The sequence below is a fragment of the Fenollaria sporofastidiosus genome (genome assembly GCF_943169635.2).
In the GTDB taxonomy this organism is placed as follows: Bacteria; Bacillota; Clostridia; order Tissierellales; family Peptoniphilaceae; genus Fenollaria; species Fenollaria sporofastidiosus.
In genome coordinates this window covers 316389-334384 of the sequence record NZ_OW968186.1, presented here as the reverse complement: position 1 = coordinate 334384, position 17996 = coordinate 316389, and the positions used below count along the sequence as shown (strand labels likewise).

The following is a 17996-nucleotide window of genomic DNA, read 5'->3' as shown; positions in this document are numbered from 1 at the left end:
TATGAAAAAGATTGATTACAAGGAGAAAGCAAAAGAGCTTCACATCACCAACTTTCTTAGAGTTGAAGATGGCAAGACTACTACGCTTCTTTCAGATGTCTTCATAGACAACAACGCACTTCCTGAGCTTTCCATAGACGAGGTACGACTTGAAAAGAAGTTCTTCAACAGAAACTTTTCTCGTCCTTTTTACATAAATGCGATGACTGGCGGCACCGAAAAGGCACTTAGGATAAACGAGATTCTTGCCAGACTCGCAAAAGACTTCAATATACCTATGATGCTTGGAAGCGAGAAGATAGCTGTTGTGGATAAAAAGTTTCCCGACACCTTCACCATTGCACGCGAGGTAAACAAAGACGGCTACCTCATAGCAAACGTTGGAGCCAATAACGATTTAGATGTAATGAAAAAGGCTGTTGAACTTATAGGAGCTAACGCCATCTGCCTACATCTAAACGCTTTTCAAGAGCTCGTAAACGAAGAAGGAGACAGAGACTTTACTAATTATATGAAGAACATCGAGGCAGCACTTAAGTACTTTAAGCTGCCAGTTATTGTTAAAGAATGCGGTGTTGGCATGAATCAAAGGAACATCGAGGCGCTTTTAAGTCTCGGTGTCAAGTACATCGATATCTCAGGAGCAGGCGGCACAAACTTTGCCAGGATCGAGTCCATGGCCAATGCTAGAGAAGACTTCTCAGACATCTTCGACTTTGGTACACCAACAGCACTCTCTATACTATATGCAAGAGAGCTAAAGAAGAAGTACAAGTTCACACTCATTGCCTCAGGCGGCATTAGAACGGCGATGGATGCATTCAAAGCCTACGTTATAGGTGCCGACGTCGTTGCACTTGGTGGCGAGCTATTAAAGTATGTCTACCACGGATCATACGAGGCGAGCTCAGAGTACCTAAACAGCTTCTCAGAGAAACTTAGAAAGCTTATGCTCATCACGTCATCACGCAACACAGGCGAGCTAAAGCATGTTAAGTACAAGCTCGAAGGTAGATTGAAGGAGCTTTGGGAGGAATAATTAGATGGAAGATATAAATAAAAGCATTAACTTGTCGATGCTTGCGGACTACTACGAGTTCACCATGGCAAACGGCTACATTCAAAATGGCGTAGAAGATACCGAGGCAGTCTTTGATATGTTCTTTAGAAAAGTACCGGACAATGGCGGCTTTGCCATCGCAGCGGGACTTGAACAGGTCATCGACTACATCCAAAAACTTAAATTCACAGATGAAGACATCCAATACTTTAAAAGCAAGAAGATATTCTCAGAAGACTTCTTAAACTTCCTAAAGAACTTTAAGTTCACATGCGACGTGTGGGCAGTTGAAGAAGGCACACCAGTCTTTCCTAAGGAGCCCATCATCATAGTGAAGGGACCTATAAAGGAAGCACAGATCATGGAGACAATGATACTTCTTACTATAAACTACCAATCACTTATTGCTACTAAGGCAAGTAGGATAGTGAGAGTCGCAAAAGGTAGAGCCATCTCAGAATTTGGTTCGCGCCGCGCACAAGGTAGTGAGGCTGCGATACTTGGTGCAAGAGCCGCCTACATAGGTGGAGCCAAGGCAACAGCAAACACACTTACAGATAAATTCTTCGGTGTACCTGCGACAGGCACCATGGCACACTCGTGGGTACAGATGTTTGATACAGAGCTTGAAGCCTTCAGAGCCTACGCAAAAGTTTACCCAGACTCCTGCGTCTTATTAGTTGACACATACAACACACTAGAAGAAGGCATACCAAACGCGATCAAAGTCTTTGACGAACTAAGCGCAAAGGGTCATGAGGGAGTCGGAATCAGGATAGACTCAGGAGACCTTGCCTACCTATCGAAGAAGGCGAGAGTCATGCTTGACGAGGCTGGCTACCCTAATGTCAAGATTATGGTATCAAACTCACTAGATGAGTACGTAATCAAGGACCTACTTGGTCAAGGCGCAAAGATCGATGGCTTTGGAGTTGGAGAAAGACTCATCACATCCAGAAGCGAGCCAGTCTTTGGCGGAGTGTATAAACTAGTCTCTACATTCAAAGGTGGTGAAGAAGTCTACAAGATCAAAATCAGTGGCGATGTAGAGAAGATTACAACACCAGGCTTTAAAAAGCTATACAGACTCTACGACAACGAGACAGGCAAGGCGATTGCAGACCTTGTTACAACACACGACGAGGACATCGACTTCACAAAAGAGATCGAGATCTTCCACCCATTGTACACATGGAAGAAGAAAAAACTTACAAACTATACAGCTAAGCCGCTACTAAAGAAAATCTTTGACAAAGGAAGACTAGTGTATAATACCAAGTCCATAGACGAGATTCAAAAGTACTCACTAGAGGAAGTAGATAAGCTTTGGGACGAAGTCAAAAGACTTGAAAACCCACACGAGTACTACGTCGACCTAAGCAAAAAACTTTGGAACATCAAAAACGACATGCTTAATAAAGAACATTAAGATGATAGCTCTTTGAGATAAACTTAGAGAGCTTTTTACGATTTCTTAACAATCAGGTGATATTATATCTTGGGTGATATTATGGAAGAACTTAGTATAAACTTTTCTGTTCTGCATTATTTTAAAAGGCTGCTGCTCTTTGTATTTGTAGTCTTTCCAGCCTTTACCATCGGCTTTGCGATCCTAGGAAGCCTAGTCGAAAAAGGCAGCGTATTTCAATGGATTATAGTCCTCTTCTTCTTTTTCTTCGTGTTTATGGTTTTGAATGCACTCAAAAACGTCATCCTACTTATATTTAGAGAGGAGGCTCTGGTTTTAAAAGAGAACGTCTTTGTAGACAAATTCTCCAAATATAAACCCATCAGCATTAGCTGGGACGATGTAGATGAGTTTAAGATAAAAAAGACACAAAATCAAAGACTGATGGACGTTTACACACTTCACATAAAGTATAAAAACCTTGATAAGTACAAAGACATTAAGACCATAAACAAGGTGAATAAAAATTATAATGTGGGGGACATTGTAGAAGTAGAGCTAGATTTGGCAAACATTTCATATAGAGTAAAAGACTACGAAATACTTGAAAAGTACTACTACATCGCAAAATATGTGGAGCTTGACAAAATGCCACACATATAATAAAATCGTCTTAATAAAGGAGAGTACTTATGCTAAAAGAAAAGCCAGTCATCTTGTCCATATCAGCTTCAGACTCAAGCGCACTTAGAGGCGTGGAAGCCGACGTCAAGACAGCGATAAAACTAAATACCTACTGCACAGTCGCAACGACAACAGTAACGAGCCAGAACACACAAAGGTGCATCTCAAGACTTGCACTCTCCTCGTCCATGGTCTACGATCAGATTAAGGCAGCGAGCGAAGACTTCCACATCGGCTGCGTTAAAGTCGGCCTCATCTCAAACATTAATCAGGCAAAGGCAGTAAGAGACGCAATCGATAAGTTCTTTGAAGGCGTGCACATAGTCCTAGATCCAGTCATCGCATCCAAGTTTGGCCACATCTATACAGACGCAGAAACACTTGCCTACATCAAAGAGCAGATCTTTAACAGAGTGAGCCTCATCACACCGAACATGAAAGAGGCAGCAGTGCTAAGCGGCTTAGAAGTCACTAGCGTAGATGACATGCTCATGGCGGCGCAAAAACTCTACGGAGAATACGGCACAAACGTTTTGATTACAGGCGGCGCACTTGAAGGAGACCCAAAGGACGTACTCATTGTTGATGGACAAGACAGAGTCATAGATAGAACCAGAGTCGATAGACAAGCCTTCGGACTCGGCGCAACAGTCTCTACCGCCATCGCCACCTACCTTGCTAAAGGTTATAAGATGGAAGCAGCAGTAAGGTTTGGACTTGAGTATCTGCAAATGTGCTTAAATGCGGAGGGAGACGAGATTTTGTGGCAAGTGTAATAATTTTGCATTCTTTTGTGCAAAAATCGCGCCTTTTCTTCACTACGAACTTTTAATCGCTCCAATGTACTCCTATGTACTATTTCGCTCATAAAAGTTCTTCGTAAAGAAAATTCATTGATTTTATCTACAAAATAATTGCAAAATTAGGTTTGCGAGTCCCATGCATAAATTTGCTTTGCAAAATATTTTTAAATATTATAATTTACTAGTGCTATGTATCGAGAGGTACATAGTATTTTTTTTTTTTTGTAAATATTTTGTAAATAATTTCGTGCTTCGAAACTGTTATACTATTCTAGCAATATATTAAAAGCCAGATAGGCAAGAGAGGAGTATCAGATGAAAAAACTAAAAAGAATTTTAATTATGGCATTCATATTTGCGTTTGCACTTTCTCAGTTCGAGTCAATACACGCAGAGAGCGTTGAAGCAGATATGACAGATGCGAAAAATGCAGAGACAGTCCTAGCGGACAAAGAAGAAGAACTAGATGCGCAAGCAGACACAGAGCTTGCAGATAGAGAGAATGCTGGAGCAGTTCTAGCGGGCGCGCAAGATGTACAAGAACCACAAGTGGCAGGTTGCAAAACACATGAAGAAGCAGTTAAAGAGCTTACAGACGCCATGGATAAAAAGATGAAAGACCTAGACGAAAAAAATGACGACTACACACTTAGAATTAATAAAGTTGAAGAGCCAAAAGATTATCAAGATCAAACCGGCGACCCTCAGAAACATAAAAGTCACTATCAATTGTCATTTACAATAATAAACAAAGAAAAATCATTTTCCGACTTAAAATTGACAAAGCTAGCAGGGCTTATAAATGATTTATATAAAGAAGGTAAGATAGATAGAATAAAGTTCACACTAGGTAAGGATGAAGGAAAAAACTTAGAAGACGAACTTGCTAACATAGATAATGATGAAGATAGAAAAGCTAAAATAAACTCTTTAATCATAGAGAGTTTAGAAAAAACAATGAATATTGGCAGAGGTACAAAACTACAATATGTAAAAGATAGAGATGGCGGAGTAAGACTTAGTAAAAAAGCTTGTGGTGACAAAGAAGCCTTTCTTTGGTTAAGAATACCATTTAGAAATGCCATAGTTAACGAAATCAAAGATAAGATCGAAGGAAAAGACATCACAGTTAATAAAAATGCCGATGTTAATTGGAGAGACGGCGTAAAAGTAAAAGACTCAGTAGTAGATAAAGTAGGCTACCAAAAACATATAGACAATGCTAAAGTTGAAGATATCAGTGGCAGAGACACAAAGACAGCAGGTGTGAAAAACGGCAACGTCAAACTAGTATTTACAGACTATACAGAGCTTACTATTAATCAAAACCTTATAGTTAAGCGTGACCACCTAGATGACGAGTTAGATAGAAGACAAGCAGAACAAAGAAGACAAGAAGAAGAAAGAGAAAACGATAGAAAGAGAAGAACAAGACAAGAAAGATTAAAAAGACAAGAAAAAGAAGACAAAGAAGCAAAATTAGAAGAGAAAACTGTTGCAAAGAAAGAGATGAAAGCAAAAAAAGACTACGGCATAGTAAACGCTACAGCACTTAAGCTAGTAACACAACAAGACATCCCACAAGGTCAAAGCGGCGAAGCAATCACAGAGATGCTTAGAAGAGGAGTTTTAAACGGAGTATCAAGTGCAGAATTCGCTCCAAAGCTAACAGTGTCACGCGCCATGCTTGCACAAGTCCTAATGAACATCTCAACAGATAAAACAGTAGGCATGATCGAGCTTAAAGACCTAAAGGGCGACGAGTGGTACGCAGACGCAATCACTTGGGCGGTAACACACGGCGTCTTCAAAGGCTACCCAGACGGCAGCTTCAAAGCAGAGCAAAAGCTTACACGAGTGGAAGTTGCAAGCGTTTTATATAGTTTCCTTAAAGAACGCGGCATAGATATGCCAGAAATTCAAGACTTCAAGTACGAAGGCAAAGACATCCCAGCTTGGTCCAAAGAAGCAGTTACAAAACTTGCAAAACTTGGCATCATTAATGGTAAGACAAGCGAAAACTACGAAGCAAGAGGCGAGTTCACAAGAGAAGAACTAGCAGTAGCACTATACAAGATCATCAATTGGGTCATGTCACAAAGCATATAAATATATAATATAATAAGAAGAGATTAAAGACCTTTCGAGTAGAGAGGTCTTTACTTATGCCCAAAAATTATATATGAGTAGGCTACATATATAAAAGAAGCGTCCTATATAGTCACACGCCTGCCATATATATAGAAGCTTCCTATATAGTAGTAAGCGGCCTACATAGTCACACTGGGGCTATACCTACGAAGCCTACTACATATAAGAGAGTTCACATATATATAAGAAGACAAGATATGCCACTCGCAATTAGACACTAATTAGACACTCAAGAGTTTATACATCGAAGTGCAAAAAATGAGATGGGGGGGGGGTGCAGGCTTTAAAAAATTATAAAAAATTGTAAAAATATGTAAAAAGCGGTTGACTCTTGGACAAGTATGTGCTACAATTAAACCAAAGTAAATACGATTTTTTGTGCCACCAGAAAACGTAGTTAAAGAAACAAAACTGAACTTAGCAAAGTTTTTTACTAATACGCATGCATAACTTAGGAAAAACTTGCTAGGTATATTACACATACTTAATAAAAAGAAAGCAATCATGTATATTATTAGACGAGTCGGTGGCACGACCCTTCTTTTTTGCGTTGTAGATAGAGCGCGGCACAGAAGGTTAAGATAACTTGCACATGCAAGAGATGAAAGGAGAAATGAAATGCAAAAGAAAAATTATTTGCGAAAAACACTCGCATTAGTCATGGCATTTTTAATGATAGTGACTATGATGCCAGTGAATGTATTTGCAGGACCAACGAGCCCTAGCCAAGGAAGTAATCTTCCTAGCAATAGAGTTCAAAAAGTGAATTGGGCAAAAAAATATGATAAAACTTCCAACATATGGAAGCTTAATCAAGACTACGGTCTTAACCCAACTCAACAATTAACAAAAGTATCAGCAGCAGACGTAATTGATAATTACGGCTTAAGTTATGAAGGATACTTTGTAAACGCAGAAGGTAGAACAGTATTAAGACTTGTATACCATGAAAGTGCAACATTATCTTCAACATGGTGGCATAACTTATTGTTTAAGTTTGACAAAGAATTATACAAAAAAATTGATTTTAATAAATCATTCATTGAAAATTCTAACGGTAAAAAACTTGGATTTTATGATACTCAAGGTGCTAACGAAAAAGCTTTGTTAATCCGTGACCTTATTGGCTTAGACAGAGGAGGCACGAAGCACAACGTGCCTATAGATTTAGTTCTTAACGCTGGCGTCAAGTATTCAGATTTAGATGATAACTACTTGATACAAATGCGTTTTGCCACTCCAAAGCTTGATAAGATTTACACATTTGCCCCAGGTAAATCACCTATGGACTACTCTAGTTACACGAAAGCAACTGTAGTAGCAGCAAAGAGTAACGTTGATACAGCTTTTATGAGAGGACCAAAACCACAATCAGCCCTTATAGTTGCTCAAAGGTCTTTCATGACAGAGTATGACAATGAACCTCAAACTATAAATGGAAAAACTAATACAAATAAGGATTTAGCGGTATTAAAGACTCAGTACCAATGGGAACATGCAACTATGGCTGGAGCTAATACAATCGATGGCAAACCCTTTGGTTACATGATAGCCTTTGATGCAAGTCTTGTGCCTTATTTAAAAGCAGATGTGGCTGGCAATGTTGGATATACTACGCTTGAAAATGCTAACAAGGTAGAAAATACAAGTAAACCAGGCTATCCATATATAAAAACTGCATTAAAATTAAACCAAATAAACTATACACCTGATAAAACAATCGCTTACTTTGTTTTAGCTCAAAACAATTTTAAAAAGGCAAAGGTCAATATAGTAACAATCGATCAAATGGATGGCTGTATATACGAAGGTACAGACAACTTTACTAACATTGACTTTGTGGTAGATAAAAGTGCGTTCATCAAAACATTTACATCTACGCCTGATCAAGAACAAATTAGATTTGGGGTTGTAGCTGGCTGGGTTGAATCAAATCCAAAAGGTATGACAATATTTGAAAAGTCATTTGATCATGATGTTGTTATACCAGCAGGAGGAAGCCTAAACATTGATACCAACGGAGCACCACAGGGTGGCCAAATCATGGTTCAAGTAGGCGATGGAGACAACTTTATAAAGAGGTACCAACCATACTACAATGCACTAAAGAATGTATCTAATTTTGGCGGCTTTGATGGTATGGAATTACTTGCAAAAGGAATTTATAAGGTTCCATACAGAACTGGTATAACAATTAAAGCTGGACAAAAATTAAGAGTTTACATGCCAGATACAGCTGACAATGAAGATGTTCGTCTATTCTACTTAAACAATGCAACAGGGTGGAACGAAGGTGGAGTAGATTTAAGTTTTGATAATCAAGCATACAATGGAGATATAAAGGTTCATATAGGACAAGTACCTAAACAAGTAGAATTAATTTATACCCTAAAAGGACAAAACACACCTACAACAACTAAATTTACTAGAGCTATTGCATGGCAACATAATGGTGGCAATGAATTAAAAACAATCAATGCTTCCATATTACGTACTGGCGGAGATTATATATTATACAAATCAATGCTTAAACCAGGCACAGAAGTTATTGCAAAAGCTTACTCTTGGACCGGAGGAGTAAGTGAATCTTCTATAAAGTATGATGCATTTACAAAATCTAACGAAAGATACGATGGTTTAGTAATAACTGATAACTCTGATGTACTAAGCTCACTTGCAATAAATAAGTCCGTACTACTTCCATATCAACAAGTTTACACAAACGATTACGCACAAGGACAAGACGACTTCTACAAAACTGTTGATGCAAAACCAACTAGTAAAAATGCGTTCAACACAAAGACAACTCAACTTGTGGGTTACGCTTCATACGATGGCGGACCAGTAAGACTTAGATTCTTACCTAATAATAATAAAACATATCTTGGAAAAGCAAACGCAGCAGAAAGCGTTAGAGATAAAGACGGATTTATAACTGATCCAAAGACTACAAAAGTTACAGTTGACGGTAAAGATTACGACAAATATGAATACACTGTAAATATTGCCGATATGGTAGACACAGCTGATAATACAACAAAAATACCTGCTGCAGATCAAACATTGAAGAAAGATATGAGAATTTTAGTCAACAACTCAGACGGATCTTCCATACCTTCAAATTGGTATGAAACAAGAGTTAGAACTAGAGTTTTATTCGATGCAAACAAGGACTTTAACTGGAACATTGAAGCAACTAGTATCGATAGTACAGTTAAGATAGTACCAGATAACGAAAAATTCCTTGATGAGGACGGATATACAGCTAACGGATTTAGTGAAGCAAAGGGAGCATATTTGAAAGATGCAGATGGAGAGAAATTACAAGGAAAAGACCTTGAGTTAAGAAAATGGCCTGAAAATCCTAAGCCATTTACAAAAGATGGTAAAACATATAAATTCTTAGGTTGGTCAACTAAACAAGTTACTCCAGAAGAATTTGCAAAAGCAGACAAATTAACACAACTTGATCAATGGAATGATACAGCAAAAGCATACAAGGTTACAGAAGACTCACCAATCGATTCTCATCAAATAGTTTATGGCGTTTGGGGCGAAGGAATTAAGATTTATCTACACTCAAACAACAAAGCAGACGAAGCAAACGAAACAGTTAAAGAGGTAGTAGTTCTTGCATCAGATTTCAAAAATGGCATTGCTAATATAGATATACCTAAGGCGCCATATTGGAACGGCGACAACTCTGTTACTGATAATGATATGAAGAAATTTATTAATGAGACAGAGTTTACTTTACCAAGGTCTACAGAAAAAGATATAAGACATACCTTTATAGGTTGGTCTACAGATAGAGACGACACAGACTTACTAGTAGGTTATAACTACTCAGAACTTGCAAAAGATAATTCAAAGCTAGCTGATGACAGAAAGAACAAATTAAGTGAAGCTGAGGCTAATGCGAAAAGCTTTAAATTAGATACACTTGCTAAGTATACAGATACAACAACAAATAAAACTACGCAACTTATGTTACCTAATGGCTACAAATTAAGACTAGATGGAAAATATGATGATTGGATGAAGAAAGATTACATTCACTTATATGCTCAGTACAGACCATTCTTTGGAATCCAAGTAAATAAAGACTACAAATATATAGAAAAAGAAAACACTAAAGATGCTAAATATGTTGACGAATACACAGATACTAAAGGTAAAGTTCATACAATTAGCAATGCTGATAGGAGAAATGTTTCAATTGGTTTAATATATAGAACAGCTGTAACAGACTACACTGACCCAACAGTACACGCAGCTGCAAAATACTTCATTATAGATAGAAACAAATACGAGTATGATACTTACAATGGATATGATTTACAAGAGGTATATGATACACCTACCAATACAAAAGCAAACTTTGTAGTTCCAGGATTTGACGAGCTTGGTCAAAGACTTTCTTATTCAGCAGTTGAAACAAAAGTAGGAGAGGAAGATAAGTACTACAAATTTAAAAATGACTGGGCAGACTTAGGTATTGTGATATATACACGTCAACCAGGACCAGGGCAACCATTAGTTAATGAAGGTCCTATAGCTCCGGATACAGCTGGTAAAAGACGTGAAGCTAAGATTCAATATTTTGAAGAAGATGACGGAAACCCTGATACTTTCGATGCTTTCACATCAGCTACTATAAGAAAATCAATTAAGAATACAGGAAAAGGAGCTCTTGATATACAAGGTTATTCAATAAAGATGTATAACGTTCCAAGAGAAATACCAAAACCACAATTCGATAAAGTATATGATGGAGACAAAGCAGCGTATATAGATATAGAAGATATTGACGCAACAAGAACTTATGCAGGATTATCTCTTACACTACCAGGAGAAAATAAAAAGCGTGAGTATCTGTATGATAGAGATGAAGGTAAGTGGAAACTTATTCCAGCTGAAACAACAGTAGTAGGCTATTCAGTAGTTGTAGAACCTGCTAAAGTTGATGGTAAAGATAAAATTAAAATTACACGTATGGAAAACTTTAAACAAAAACCTTTTAAAGCCGATGAGCAAATAAAGGCTGAATTTGGTGTTGCAACTGGTCTTAATAATACCTATGGTCCAGAAGGAAGCATTACTGTATTAAAACTTCCAACAAATATACCTGTTCAAAAAGTAGTACAAGAGAAAAATAAATATGACGCGACTGATCCAAAACATGAACATCCTCAAGTAGTTATTTCTTCAGAAATACCAGCAGGAACAGGCGGTGTACTTTATGAACCAGAAGCAGGAACTATTTATACACTTGTCAAAGAAGATGGAACTGAAATTGTTGACAAAAACAATAAACCAATAACATGCGCAAAAACAGCAGATCAACAAACAGGCACCAAAATCACTTTCCCTCAATTTGATCCAGCACAAAATGGATTAGGTCACAAGAGTAAAGTATTTATAAAGACAACATTGCCTGATAAAGACGGAAGAACATTTACACCAGCTACATCTACAGCTTTTGCTGAGCTAATTATCGAAGGACCAATCAGTAAGATTAACTATCAAGATGATTACTATCGTAGATGGTTAGATGTAACAGTTGACATGAAAGATGATAAGTATCCTGTAGTGGGCAAATTCAATATAACAATAGAATTCAAGGATGGATCTGCAGCTAGAACAATCAACAACATCACATCAATGGAAAAAGTTCAAGAAATACTAAGGGAACTTTATCGTGATGACAATATATCAAAAATAACAGTAGCTGGTGAAGATAAGTTCGGAAATAAGAGTACAAATGAAGTTGAATACAAAGAACCTAAACAAATTGAAGTTAAGTTCATCATGCCAAGAGCAGGAGATAAGTATATTAAGGTAATTGCACAAGCAGGAACAGAAATACACGTAACACGTAATCCAGGCCCAAATGAAATATATCATAATCATATATTATATCTTGACGGTTTATTCACAATAGAATTATACGAACCTATAAAAAAAGGAGACAGGTTTTCTATTTATGGTGAACGAAGTGAAGGTGGCGTAGTAGTCGCTAAGACAAATCCTATGACTTTCACAGTTAGAAGATAGTTTTATTTACAAAGATCGGAGGAAGTATGAATAAAAGAATTATATCTTTCATCCTAGCCTTTATAATGATTTTTGGTACAGGAATTGATGCTTTAGCAGTGGTTGAACCCACTGCTCCAAGCACACCTGTGTCAGGAGAATTGATTGAACTGGGAGAAACAAACGACGGGAAAATTATTCTTGGAACAAGACCAAGAGAAATTAAGGAAGAGTTATTTAATAATTCTAATTCGGATGGATTAGAATTTGGAGACGAAATAGTTAATGCTCCAGTAAGAGGAACAGGAACCCTAATGGATCAAAAGGTTATTGTTAACCTTAAAAAAATTGGCTTAAATGGATTAGATTATGATACAACAAATGATAAGCCATTTGACGATACTGCAGTTAACTATCCATTAGCAATCGACGTTTATTTTCAAGATGAGAATGTTAAGGACACAGTAAATTTTGATAGAGCAGATACAACGAAGGAAATAACCATTCAAATACCTAGCTCTGGATATCAAGGCCTAGATGACTTTTATTTAATGGTTCCAAAAGCAGAAGATGTAGATGGAACAGATTATGCAATTAGAGCTGACTATAGTCAAGGAACACCATCAGCAGGAAAAGAAAATAAAGCAATTACAATAAACCTTGATTTAATTGAACTTCCTGAAACAAAGATGAGTGTTAAATACCAAGACCCTTATGGAAATGAATTAACAAAAGGTCTTCCAAGCACATCACCAAGAGCAAATCTACATCTTGCCAAAGATTATAGTTTTGATTTAGGCACAACTAGCAATAACAAAACTAGAAAAGACTTTTATACAATAATTCAAAATTTAACATCATATGATAACACAAGATCACAAATCAATAGCATTGGCAATGATCCAAAAATAACTATTGATGATGAAGGAGTTGATAGGAAACTAACAATTGGCGAAGATGAATTCAAAGTTGTAAAGAAAGACTATACTACATCTAAAGGTGGAGACATAGTTATTCAATCACAACCAAAAGTATTAGTTCCAACACCTAAAATTAATAGTGACGGTACAGTTACATTACCAACAAAACCAGAGGGCTATGCGAGACTAACTTTTAAAGCAGATGAAGCAGCAACAGATGGCGTAAAAGGTACCTTTGATGAAAACAATCAAAAGGACAAAGAAAGAGTTGTCGATGTAAAAATTGGCACAAGCTATGATGATAAAGATGTAAAAGATGCTATAGCTGGACTTAATAAACCACAAGCAATCGATACTAAACTAAATAAAGTTTTTGAAAAGTGGAATCAATTAACATCTACACTAACAGGAACAGCTGCAGAAACTGATAATTATGTATTTAACGCAGTATATACAGGTAGGTATACTTCTGATGAAATAATTCCATTTTTACCAGATGAGACTGAGCCAAAAACAGGTAGTGATGGCAAAGAAATTCCATCAAACTATATTACTGCAACATTCCAAGCAGAAAAAGACGGTGAAACAGCTTTAGGAACAGTAACTGTTGGAACAAAGACTGGAAAAGCAGTAGTAGCAAAGGTAAAACCAAATACAGACCTATCCAAACACTTTAAAACAAAAACTCAAACAACAGCAACAGCACCAGAAATTAAAGTTACTCCAAATACTAATTATGGCTTTACAAAATGGGATCCTTCACTTGGAATAGCTCAATCGGTAAATCCATATGTAGCTAAATTTGTTAAAGATGGACAAGATATTGGAGAAAATGATCCAGTTCCAGAAGGTTGGTATAAAGTAACAGTAAAACAAGATGACACAATCCAAGTAGGAACAGTAGATACTAAATATTATGCTGTAGCACCAAATAGTAAATTAACTACAGCTAATGCATTCCCAGACTTAACAAATAAAGAAGCTGCAAACCATGAAAAACCAGGCTGGTACAAAGATGCTGAAAAAACAGCAACAGCAGATCCAAGCACAGTAGAAATCACAGCTGACACAATATTCACAGCAAAAGCTGTTCAAAAACTAGTAGGACCAGTAGATCCAGGTGTAACACCAAATCCAAATCCTTCAGGAAATTGGGTAGTAACATTTAAAGCAGATGCAACAAAAGGAACAGTAGCAAAAGAAAACACATTCTATGTTCCAAAAGCAGCTAACAAAACATTAGCAGACTTAGCAGCAGATGCACCAAAAGTTACAGCAAAAGTAGGCTATATATTCAAAGGATGGGATCCAGAATTAACATCAGCTACAGCTATAGATAAAAACATAGATGTAAATGCAAAATTCGAAACAGATCCAAATCCAATAGTAGGACCAGTAGATCCAGGTAACACCAAATCCAAATCCTTCAGGAAATTGGGTAGTAACATTTAAAGCAGATGCAACAAAAGGAACAGTAGCAAAAAAACACATTCTATGTTCCAAAAGCAGCTAACAAAACATTAGCAGACTTAGCAGCAGATGCACCAAAAGTTACAGCAAAAGTAGGCTATATATTCAAAGGATGGGATCCAGAATTAACATCAGCTACAGCTATAGATAAAAACATAGATGTAAATGCAAAATTCGAAACAGATCCAAATCCAATAGTAGGACCAGTAGATCCAGGTGTAACACCAAATCCAAATCCTTCAGGAAATTGGGTAGTAACATTTAAAGCAGATGCAACAAAAGGAACAGTAGCAAAAGAAAACACATTCTATGTTCAAAAGCAGCTAACAAAACATTAGCAGACTTAGCAGCAGATGCACCAAAAGTTACAGCAAAAGTAGGCTATATATTCAAAGGATGGGATCCAGAATTAACATCAGCTACAGCTATAGATAAAACATAGATGTAAATGCAAAATTCGAAACAGATCCAAATCCAATAGTAGGACCAGTAGATCCAGGTGTAACACCAAATCCAAATCCTTCAGGAAATTGGGTAGTAACATTTAAAGCAGATGCAACAAAAGGAACAGTAGCAAAAGAAAACACATTCTATGTTCCAAAAGCAGCTAACAAAACATTAGCAGACTTAGCAGCAGATGCACCAAAAGTTACAGCAAAAGTAGGCTATATATTCAAAGGATGGGATCCAGAATTAACATCAGCTACAGCTATAGATAAAAACATAGATGTAAATGCAAAATTCGAAACAGATCCAAATCCAATAGTAGGACCAGTAGATCCAGTGTAACACCAAATCCAAATCCTTCAGGAAATTGGGTAGTAACATTTAAAGCAGATGCAACAAAAGGAACAGTAGCAAAAGAAAACACATTCTATGTTCCAAAAGCAGCTAACAAAACATTAGCAGACTTAGCAGCAGATGCACCAAAAGTTACAGCAAAAGTAGGCTATATATTCAAAGGATGGGATCCAGAATTAACATCAGCTACAGCTATAGATAAAACATAGATGTAAATGCAAAATTCGAAACAGATCCAAATCCAATAGTAGGACCAGTAGATCCAGGTGTAAACACCAAATCCAAATCCTTCAGGAAATTGGGTAGTAACATTTAAAGCAGATGCAACAAAAGGAACAGTAGCAAAAGAAAACACATTCTATGTTCCAAAGCAGCTAACAAAACATTAGCAGACTTAGCAGCAGATGCACCAAAAGTTACAGCAAAAGTAGGCTATATATTCAAAGGATGGGATCCAGAATTAACATCAGCTACAGCTATAGATAAAACATAGATGTAAATGCAAAATTCGAAAACAGATCCAAATCCAATAGTAGGACCAGTAGATCCAGGTAACACCAAATCCAAATCCTTCAGGAAATTGGGTAGTAACATTTAAAGCAGATGCAACAAAAGGAACAGTAGCAAAAGAAAACACATTCTATGTTCCAAAAGCAGCTAACAAAACATTAGCAGACTTAGCAGCAGATGCACCAAAAGTTACACAAAAGTAGGCTATATATTCAAAGGATGGGATCCAGAATTAACATCAGCTACAGCTATAGATAAAAACATAGATGTAAATGCAAAATTCGAAACAGATCCAAATCCAATAGTAGGACCAGTAGATCCAGGTAACACCAAATCCAAATCCTTCAGGAAATTGGGTAGTAACATTTAAAGCAGATGCAACAAAAGGAACAGTAGCAAAAGAAAACACATTCTATGTTCCAAAGCAGCTAACAAAACATTAGCAGACTTAGCAGCAGATGCACCAAAAGTTACAGCAAAAGTAGGCTATATATTCAAAGGATGGGATCCAGAATTAACATCAGCTACAGCTATAGATAAAAACATAGATGTAAATGCAAAATTCGAAACAGATCCAAATCCAATAGTAGGACCAGTAGATCCAGGTGTAACACCAAATCCAAATCCTTCAGGAAATTGGGTAGTAACATTTAAAGCAGATGCAACAAAAGGAACAGTAGCAAAAGAAAACACATTCTATGTTCCAAAAGCAGCTAACAAAACATTAGCAGACTTAGCAGCAGATGCACCAAAAGTTACAGCAAAAGTAGGCTATATATTCAAAGGATGGGATCCAGAATTAACATCAGCTACAGCTATAGATAAAAACATAGATGTAAATGCAAAATTCGAAACAGATCCAAATCCAATAGTAGGACCAGTAGATCCAGGTGTAACACCAAATCCAAATCCTTCAGGAAATTGGGTAGTAACATTTAAAGCAGATGCAACAAAAGGAACAGTAGCAAAAGAAAACACATTCTATGTTTCAAAAGCAGCTAACAAAACATTAGCAGACTTAGCAGCAGATGCACCAAAAGTTACAAAAGTAGGCTATATATTCAAAGGATGGGATCCAGAATTAACATCAGCTACAGCTATAGATAAAACATAGATGTAAATGCAAAATTCGAAACAGATCCAAATCCAATAGTAGGACCAGTAGATCCAGGTAACACCAAATCCAAATCCTTCAGGAAATTGGGTAGTAACATTTAAAGCAGATGCAACAAAAGGAACAGTAGCAAAAGAAAACACATTCTATGTTCCAAAAGCAGCTAACAAAACATTAGCAGACTTAGCAGCAGATGCACCAAAAGTTACAGCAAAAGTAGGCTATATATTCAAAGGATGGGATCCAGAATTAACATCAGCTACAGCTATAGATAAAAACATAGATGTAAATGCAAAATTCGAAACAGATCCAAATCCAATAGTAGGACCAGTAGATCCAGGTGTAACACCAAATCCAAATCCTTCAGGAAATTGGGTAGTAACATTTAAAGCAGATGCAACAAAAGGAACAGTAGCAAAAGAAAACACATTCTATGTTCCAAAAGCAGCTAACAAAACATTAGCAGACTTAGCAGCAGATGCACCAAAAGTTACAGCAAAAGTAGGCTATATATTCAAAGGATGGGATCCAGAATTAACATCAGCTACAGCTATAGATAAAAACATAGATGTAAATGCAAAATTCGAAACAGATCCAAATCCAATAGTAGGACCAGTAGATCCAGGTGTAACACCAAATCCAAATCCTTCAGGAAATTGGGTAGTAACATTTAAAGCAGATGCAACAAAAGGAACAGTAGCAAAAGAAAACACATTCTATGTTCCAAAAGCAGCTAACAAAACATTAGCAGACTTAGCAGCAGATGCACCAAAAGTTACAGCAAAAGTAGGCTATATTCAAAGGATGGGATCCAGAATTAACATCAGCTACAGCTATAGATAAAAACATAGATGTAAATGCAAAATTCGAAACAGATCCAAATCCAATAGTAGGACCAGTAGATCCAGGTGTAACACCAAATCCAAATCCTTCAGGAAATTGGGTAGTAACATTTAAAGCAGATGCAACAAAAGGAACAGTAGCAAAAGAAAACACATTCTATGTTCCAAAAGCAGCTAACAAAACATTAGCAGACTTA

At 36.9% G+C, this 17996-nt stretch carries 16 protein-coding genes; 7 read left to right on the top strand and 9 right to left on the bottom strand.

Features of this window, described 5'->3' with window-relative positions:
- Position 1: 1 nt before the first annotated feature.
- The 7 genes from fni (at position 2) to KO172_RS01565 (ending at position 14514) form a co-directional block, all read left to right on the top strand.
- Positions 2–1039, top strand: a complete 1038-nt coding sequence (gene fni / locus KO172_RS01595; protein ID WP_215491832.1) for a type 2 isopentenyl-diphosphate Delta-isomerase — start codon at positions 2–4, stop codon at positions 1037–1039.
- Between the two features lie 4 nt (positions 1040–1043).
- The gene (locus tag KO172_RS01590; protein WP_215491831.1) at positions 1044–2489 is read left to right on the top strand and encodes a nicotinate phosphoribosyltransferase; all 1446 of its coding nucleotides are present in this window, start codon (positions 1044–1046) and stop codon (positions 2487–2489) included.
- An 81-nt stretch (positions 2490–2570) separates the two neighbouring features.
- Positions 2571–3131, top strand: a complete 561-nt coding sequence (locus KO172_RS01585; RefSeq protein WP_215491830.1) for a hypothetical protein — start codon at positions 2571–2573, stop codon at positions 3129–3131.
- Positions 3132–3160: 29 nt separating this feature from the next.
- Entirely contained in the window at positions 3161–3928 is a 768-nt protein-coding gene (locus tag KO172_RS01580) for a hydroxymethylpyrimidine/phosphomethylpyrimidine kinase (RefSeq protein WP_215491829.1), read from the top strand.
- Positions 3929–4270: 342 nt separating this feature from the next.
- Positions 4271–6064 carry an S-layer homology domain-containing protein gene (locus tag KO172_RS01575; protein WP_215491828.1) on the top strand — a complete coding sequence of 598 codons (1794 nt, stop codon included), beginning with the start codon at positions 4271–4273 and terminating at the stop codon, positions 6062–6064.
- A 660-nt stretch (positions 6065–6724) separates the two neighbouring features.
- Positions 6725–12163 (top strand): hypothetical protein, encoded by a 5439-nt coding sequence (locus KO172_RS01570; protein ID WP_215491827.1) that lies wholly within the window; start codon positions 6725–6727, stop codon positions 12161–12163.
- Positions 12164–12189: 26 nt separating this feature from the next.
- Positions 12190–14514 carry a hypothetical protein gene (locus KO172_RS01565; RefSeq protein ID WP_215491826.1) on the top strand — a complete coding sequence of 775 codons (2325 nt, stop codon included), beginning with the start codon at positions 12190–12192 and terminating at the stop codon, positions 14512–14514.
- Positions 14515–14629: 115 nt separating this feature from the next.
- On the opposite strand, the gene KO172_RS01560 is transcribed toward KO172_RS01565, so the two are convergent.
- From KO172_RS01560 to KO172_RS01520, 9 genes are all read right to left on the bottom strand, one after another.
- Positions 14630–14836 carry a hypothetical protein gene (locus tag KO172_RS01560; protein ID WP_215491823.1) on the bottom strand — a complete coding sequence of 69 codons (207 nt, stop codon included), beginning with the start codon at positions 14834–14836 and terminating at the stop codon, positions 14630–14632.
- 121 nt (positions 14837–14957) lie between these two features.
- On the bottom strand, positions 14958–15119 hold the full coding sequence (locus tag KO172_RS01555; RefSeq protein ID WP_215491824.1) for a hypothetical protein: 162 nt from the start codon (positions 15117–15119) through the stop codon (positions 14958–14960).
- A 646-nt stretch (positions 15120–15765) separates the two neighbouring features.
- Entirely contained in the window at positions 15766–15900 is a 135-nt protein-coding gene (locus tag KO172_RS01550) for a hypothetical protein (protein ID WP_309557710.1), read from the bottom strand.
- A 147-nt stretch (positions 15901–16047) separates the two neighbouring features.
- Positions 16048–16182 (bottom strand): hypothetical protein, encoded by a 135-nt coding sequence (locus KO172_RS01545; protein WP_309557709.1) that lies wholly within the window; start codon positions 16180–16182, stop codon positions 16048–16050.
- Between the two features lie 147 nt (positions 16183–16329).
- Positions 16330–16536 (bottom strand): hypothetical protein, encoded by a 207-nt coding sequence (locus KO172_RS01540; RefSeq protein ID WP_215491823.1) that lies wholly within the window; start codon positions 16534–16536, stop codon positions 16330–16332.
- Positions 16537–16614: 78 nt separating this feature from the next.
- Positions 16615–16821: a hypothetical protein gene (locus KO172_RS08320; RefSeq protein WP_215491823.1), complete on the bottom strand. Its 207-nt coding sequence runs from the start codon at positions 16819–16821 to the stop codon at positions 16615–16617.
- Between the two features lie 357 nt (positions 16822–17178).
- Complete coding sequence (locus KO172_RS01530) at positions 17179–17385, bottom strand: hypothetical protein (protein ID WP_215491823.1); 207 nt, start codon at positions 17383–17385, stop codon at positions 17179–17181.
- Between the two features lie 78 nt (positions 17386–17463).
- Positions 17464–17670, bottom strand: a complete 207-nt coding sequence (locus KO172_RS01525; RefSeq protein WP_215491823.1) for a hypothetical protein — start codon at positions 17668–17670, stop codon at positions 17464–17466.
- Between the two features lie 40 nt (positions 17671–17710).
- Positions 17711–17953 carry a hypothetical protein gene (locus KO172_RS01520; RefSeq protein WP_215491825.1) on the bottom strand — a complete coding sequence of 81 codons (243 nt, stop codon included), beginning with the start codon at positions 17951–17953 and terminating at the stop codon, positions 17711–17713.
- Between the last annotated feature and the right edge of the window lie 43 nt (positions 17954–17996).

Coding starts and splice junctions, on each gene's coding strand:
- KO172_RS01585 (WP_215491830.1), top strand. CDS start 2,571: ATGGAAGAACTTAGTATAAACTTTTCTGTTCTGCATTATTTTAAAAGG.
- KO172_RS01565 (WP_215491826.1), top strand. CDS start 12,190: ATGAATAAAAGAATTATATCTTTCATCCTAGCCTTTATAATGATTTTT.
- KO172_RS01580 (WP_215491829.1), top strand. CDS start 3,161: ATGCTAAAAGAAAAGCCAGTCATCTTGTCCATATCAGCTTCAGACTCA.
- KO172_RS01570 (WP_215491827.1), top strand. CDS start 6,725: ATGCAAAAGAAAAATTATTTGCGAAAAACACTCGCATTAGTCATGGCA.
- fni (WP_215491832.1), top strand. CDS start 2: ATGAAAAAGATTGATTACAAGGAGAAAGCAAAAGAGCTTCACATCACC.
- KO172_RS01575 (WP_215491828.1), top strand. CDS start 4,271: ATGAAAAAACTAAAAAGAATTTTAATTATGGCATTCATATTTGCGTTT.
- KO172_RS01590 (WP_215491831.1), top strand. CDS start 1,044: ATGGAAGATATAAATAAAAGCATTAACTTGTCGATGCTTGCGGACTAC.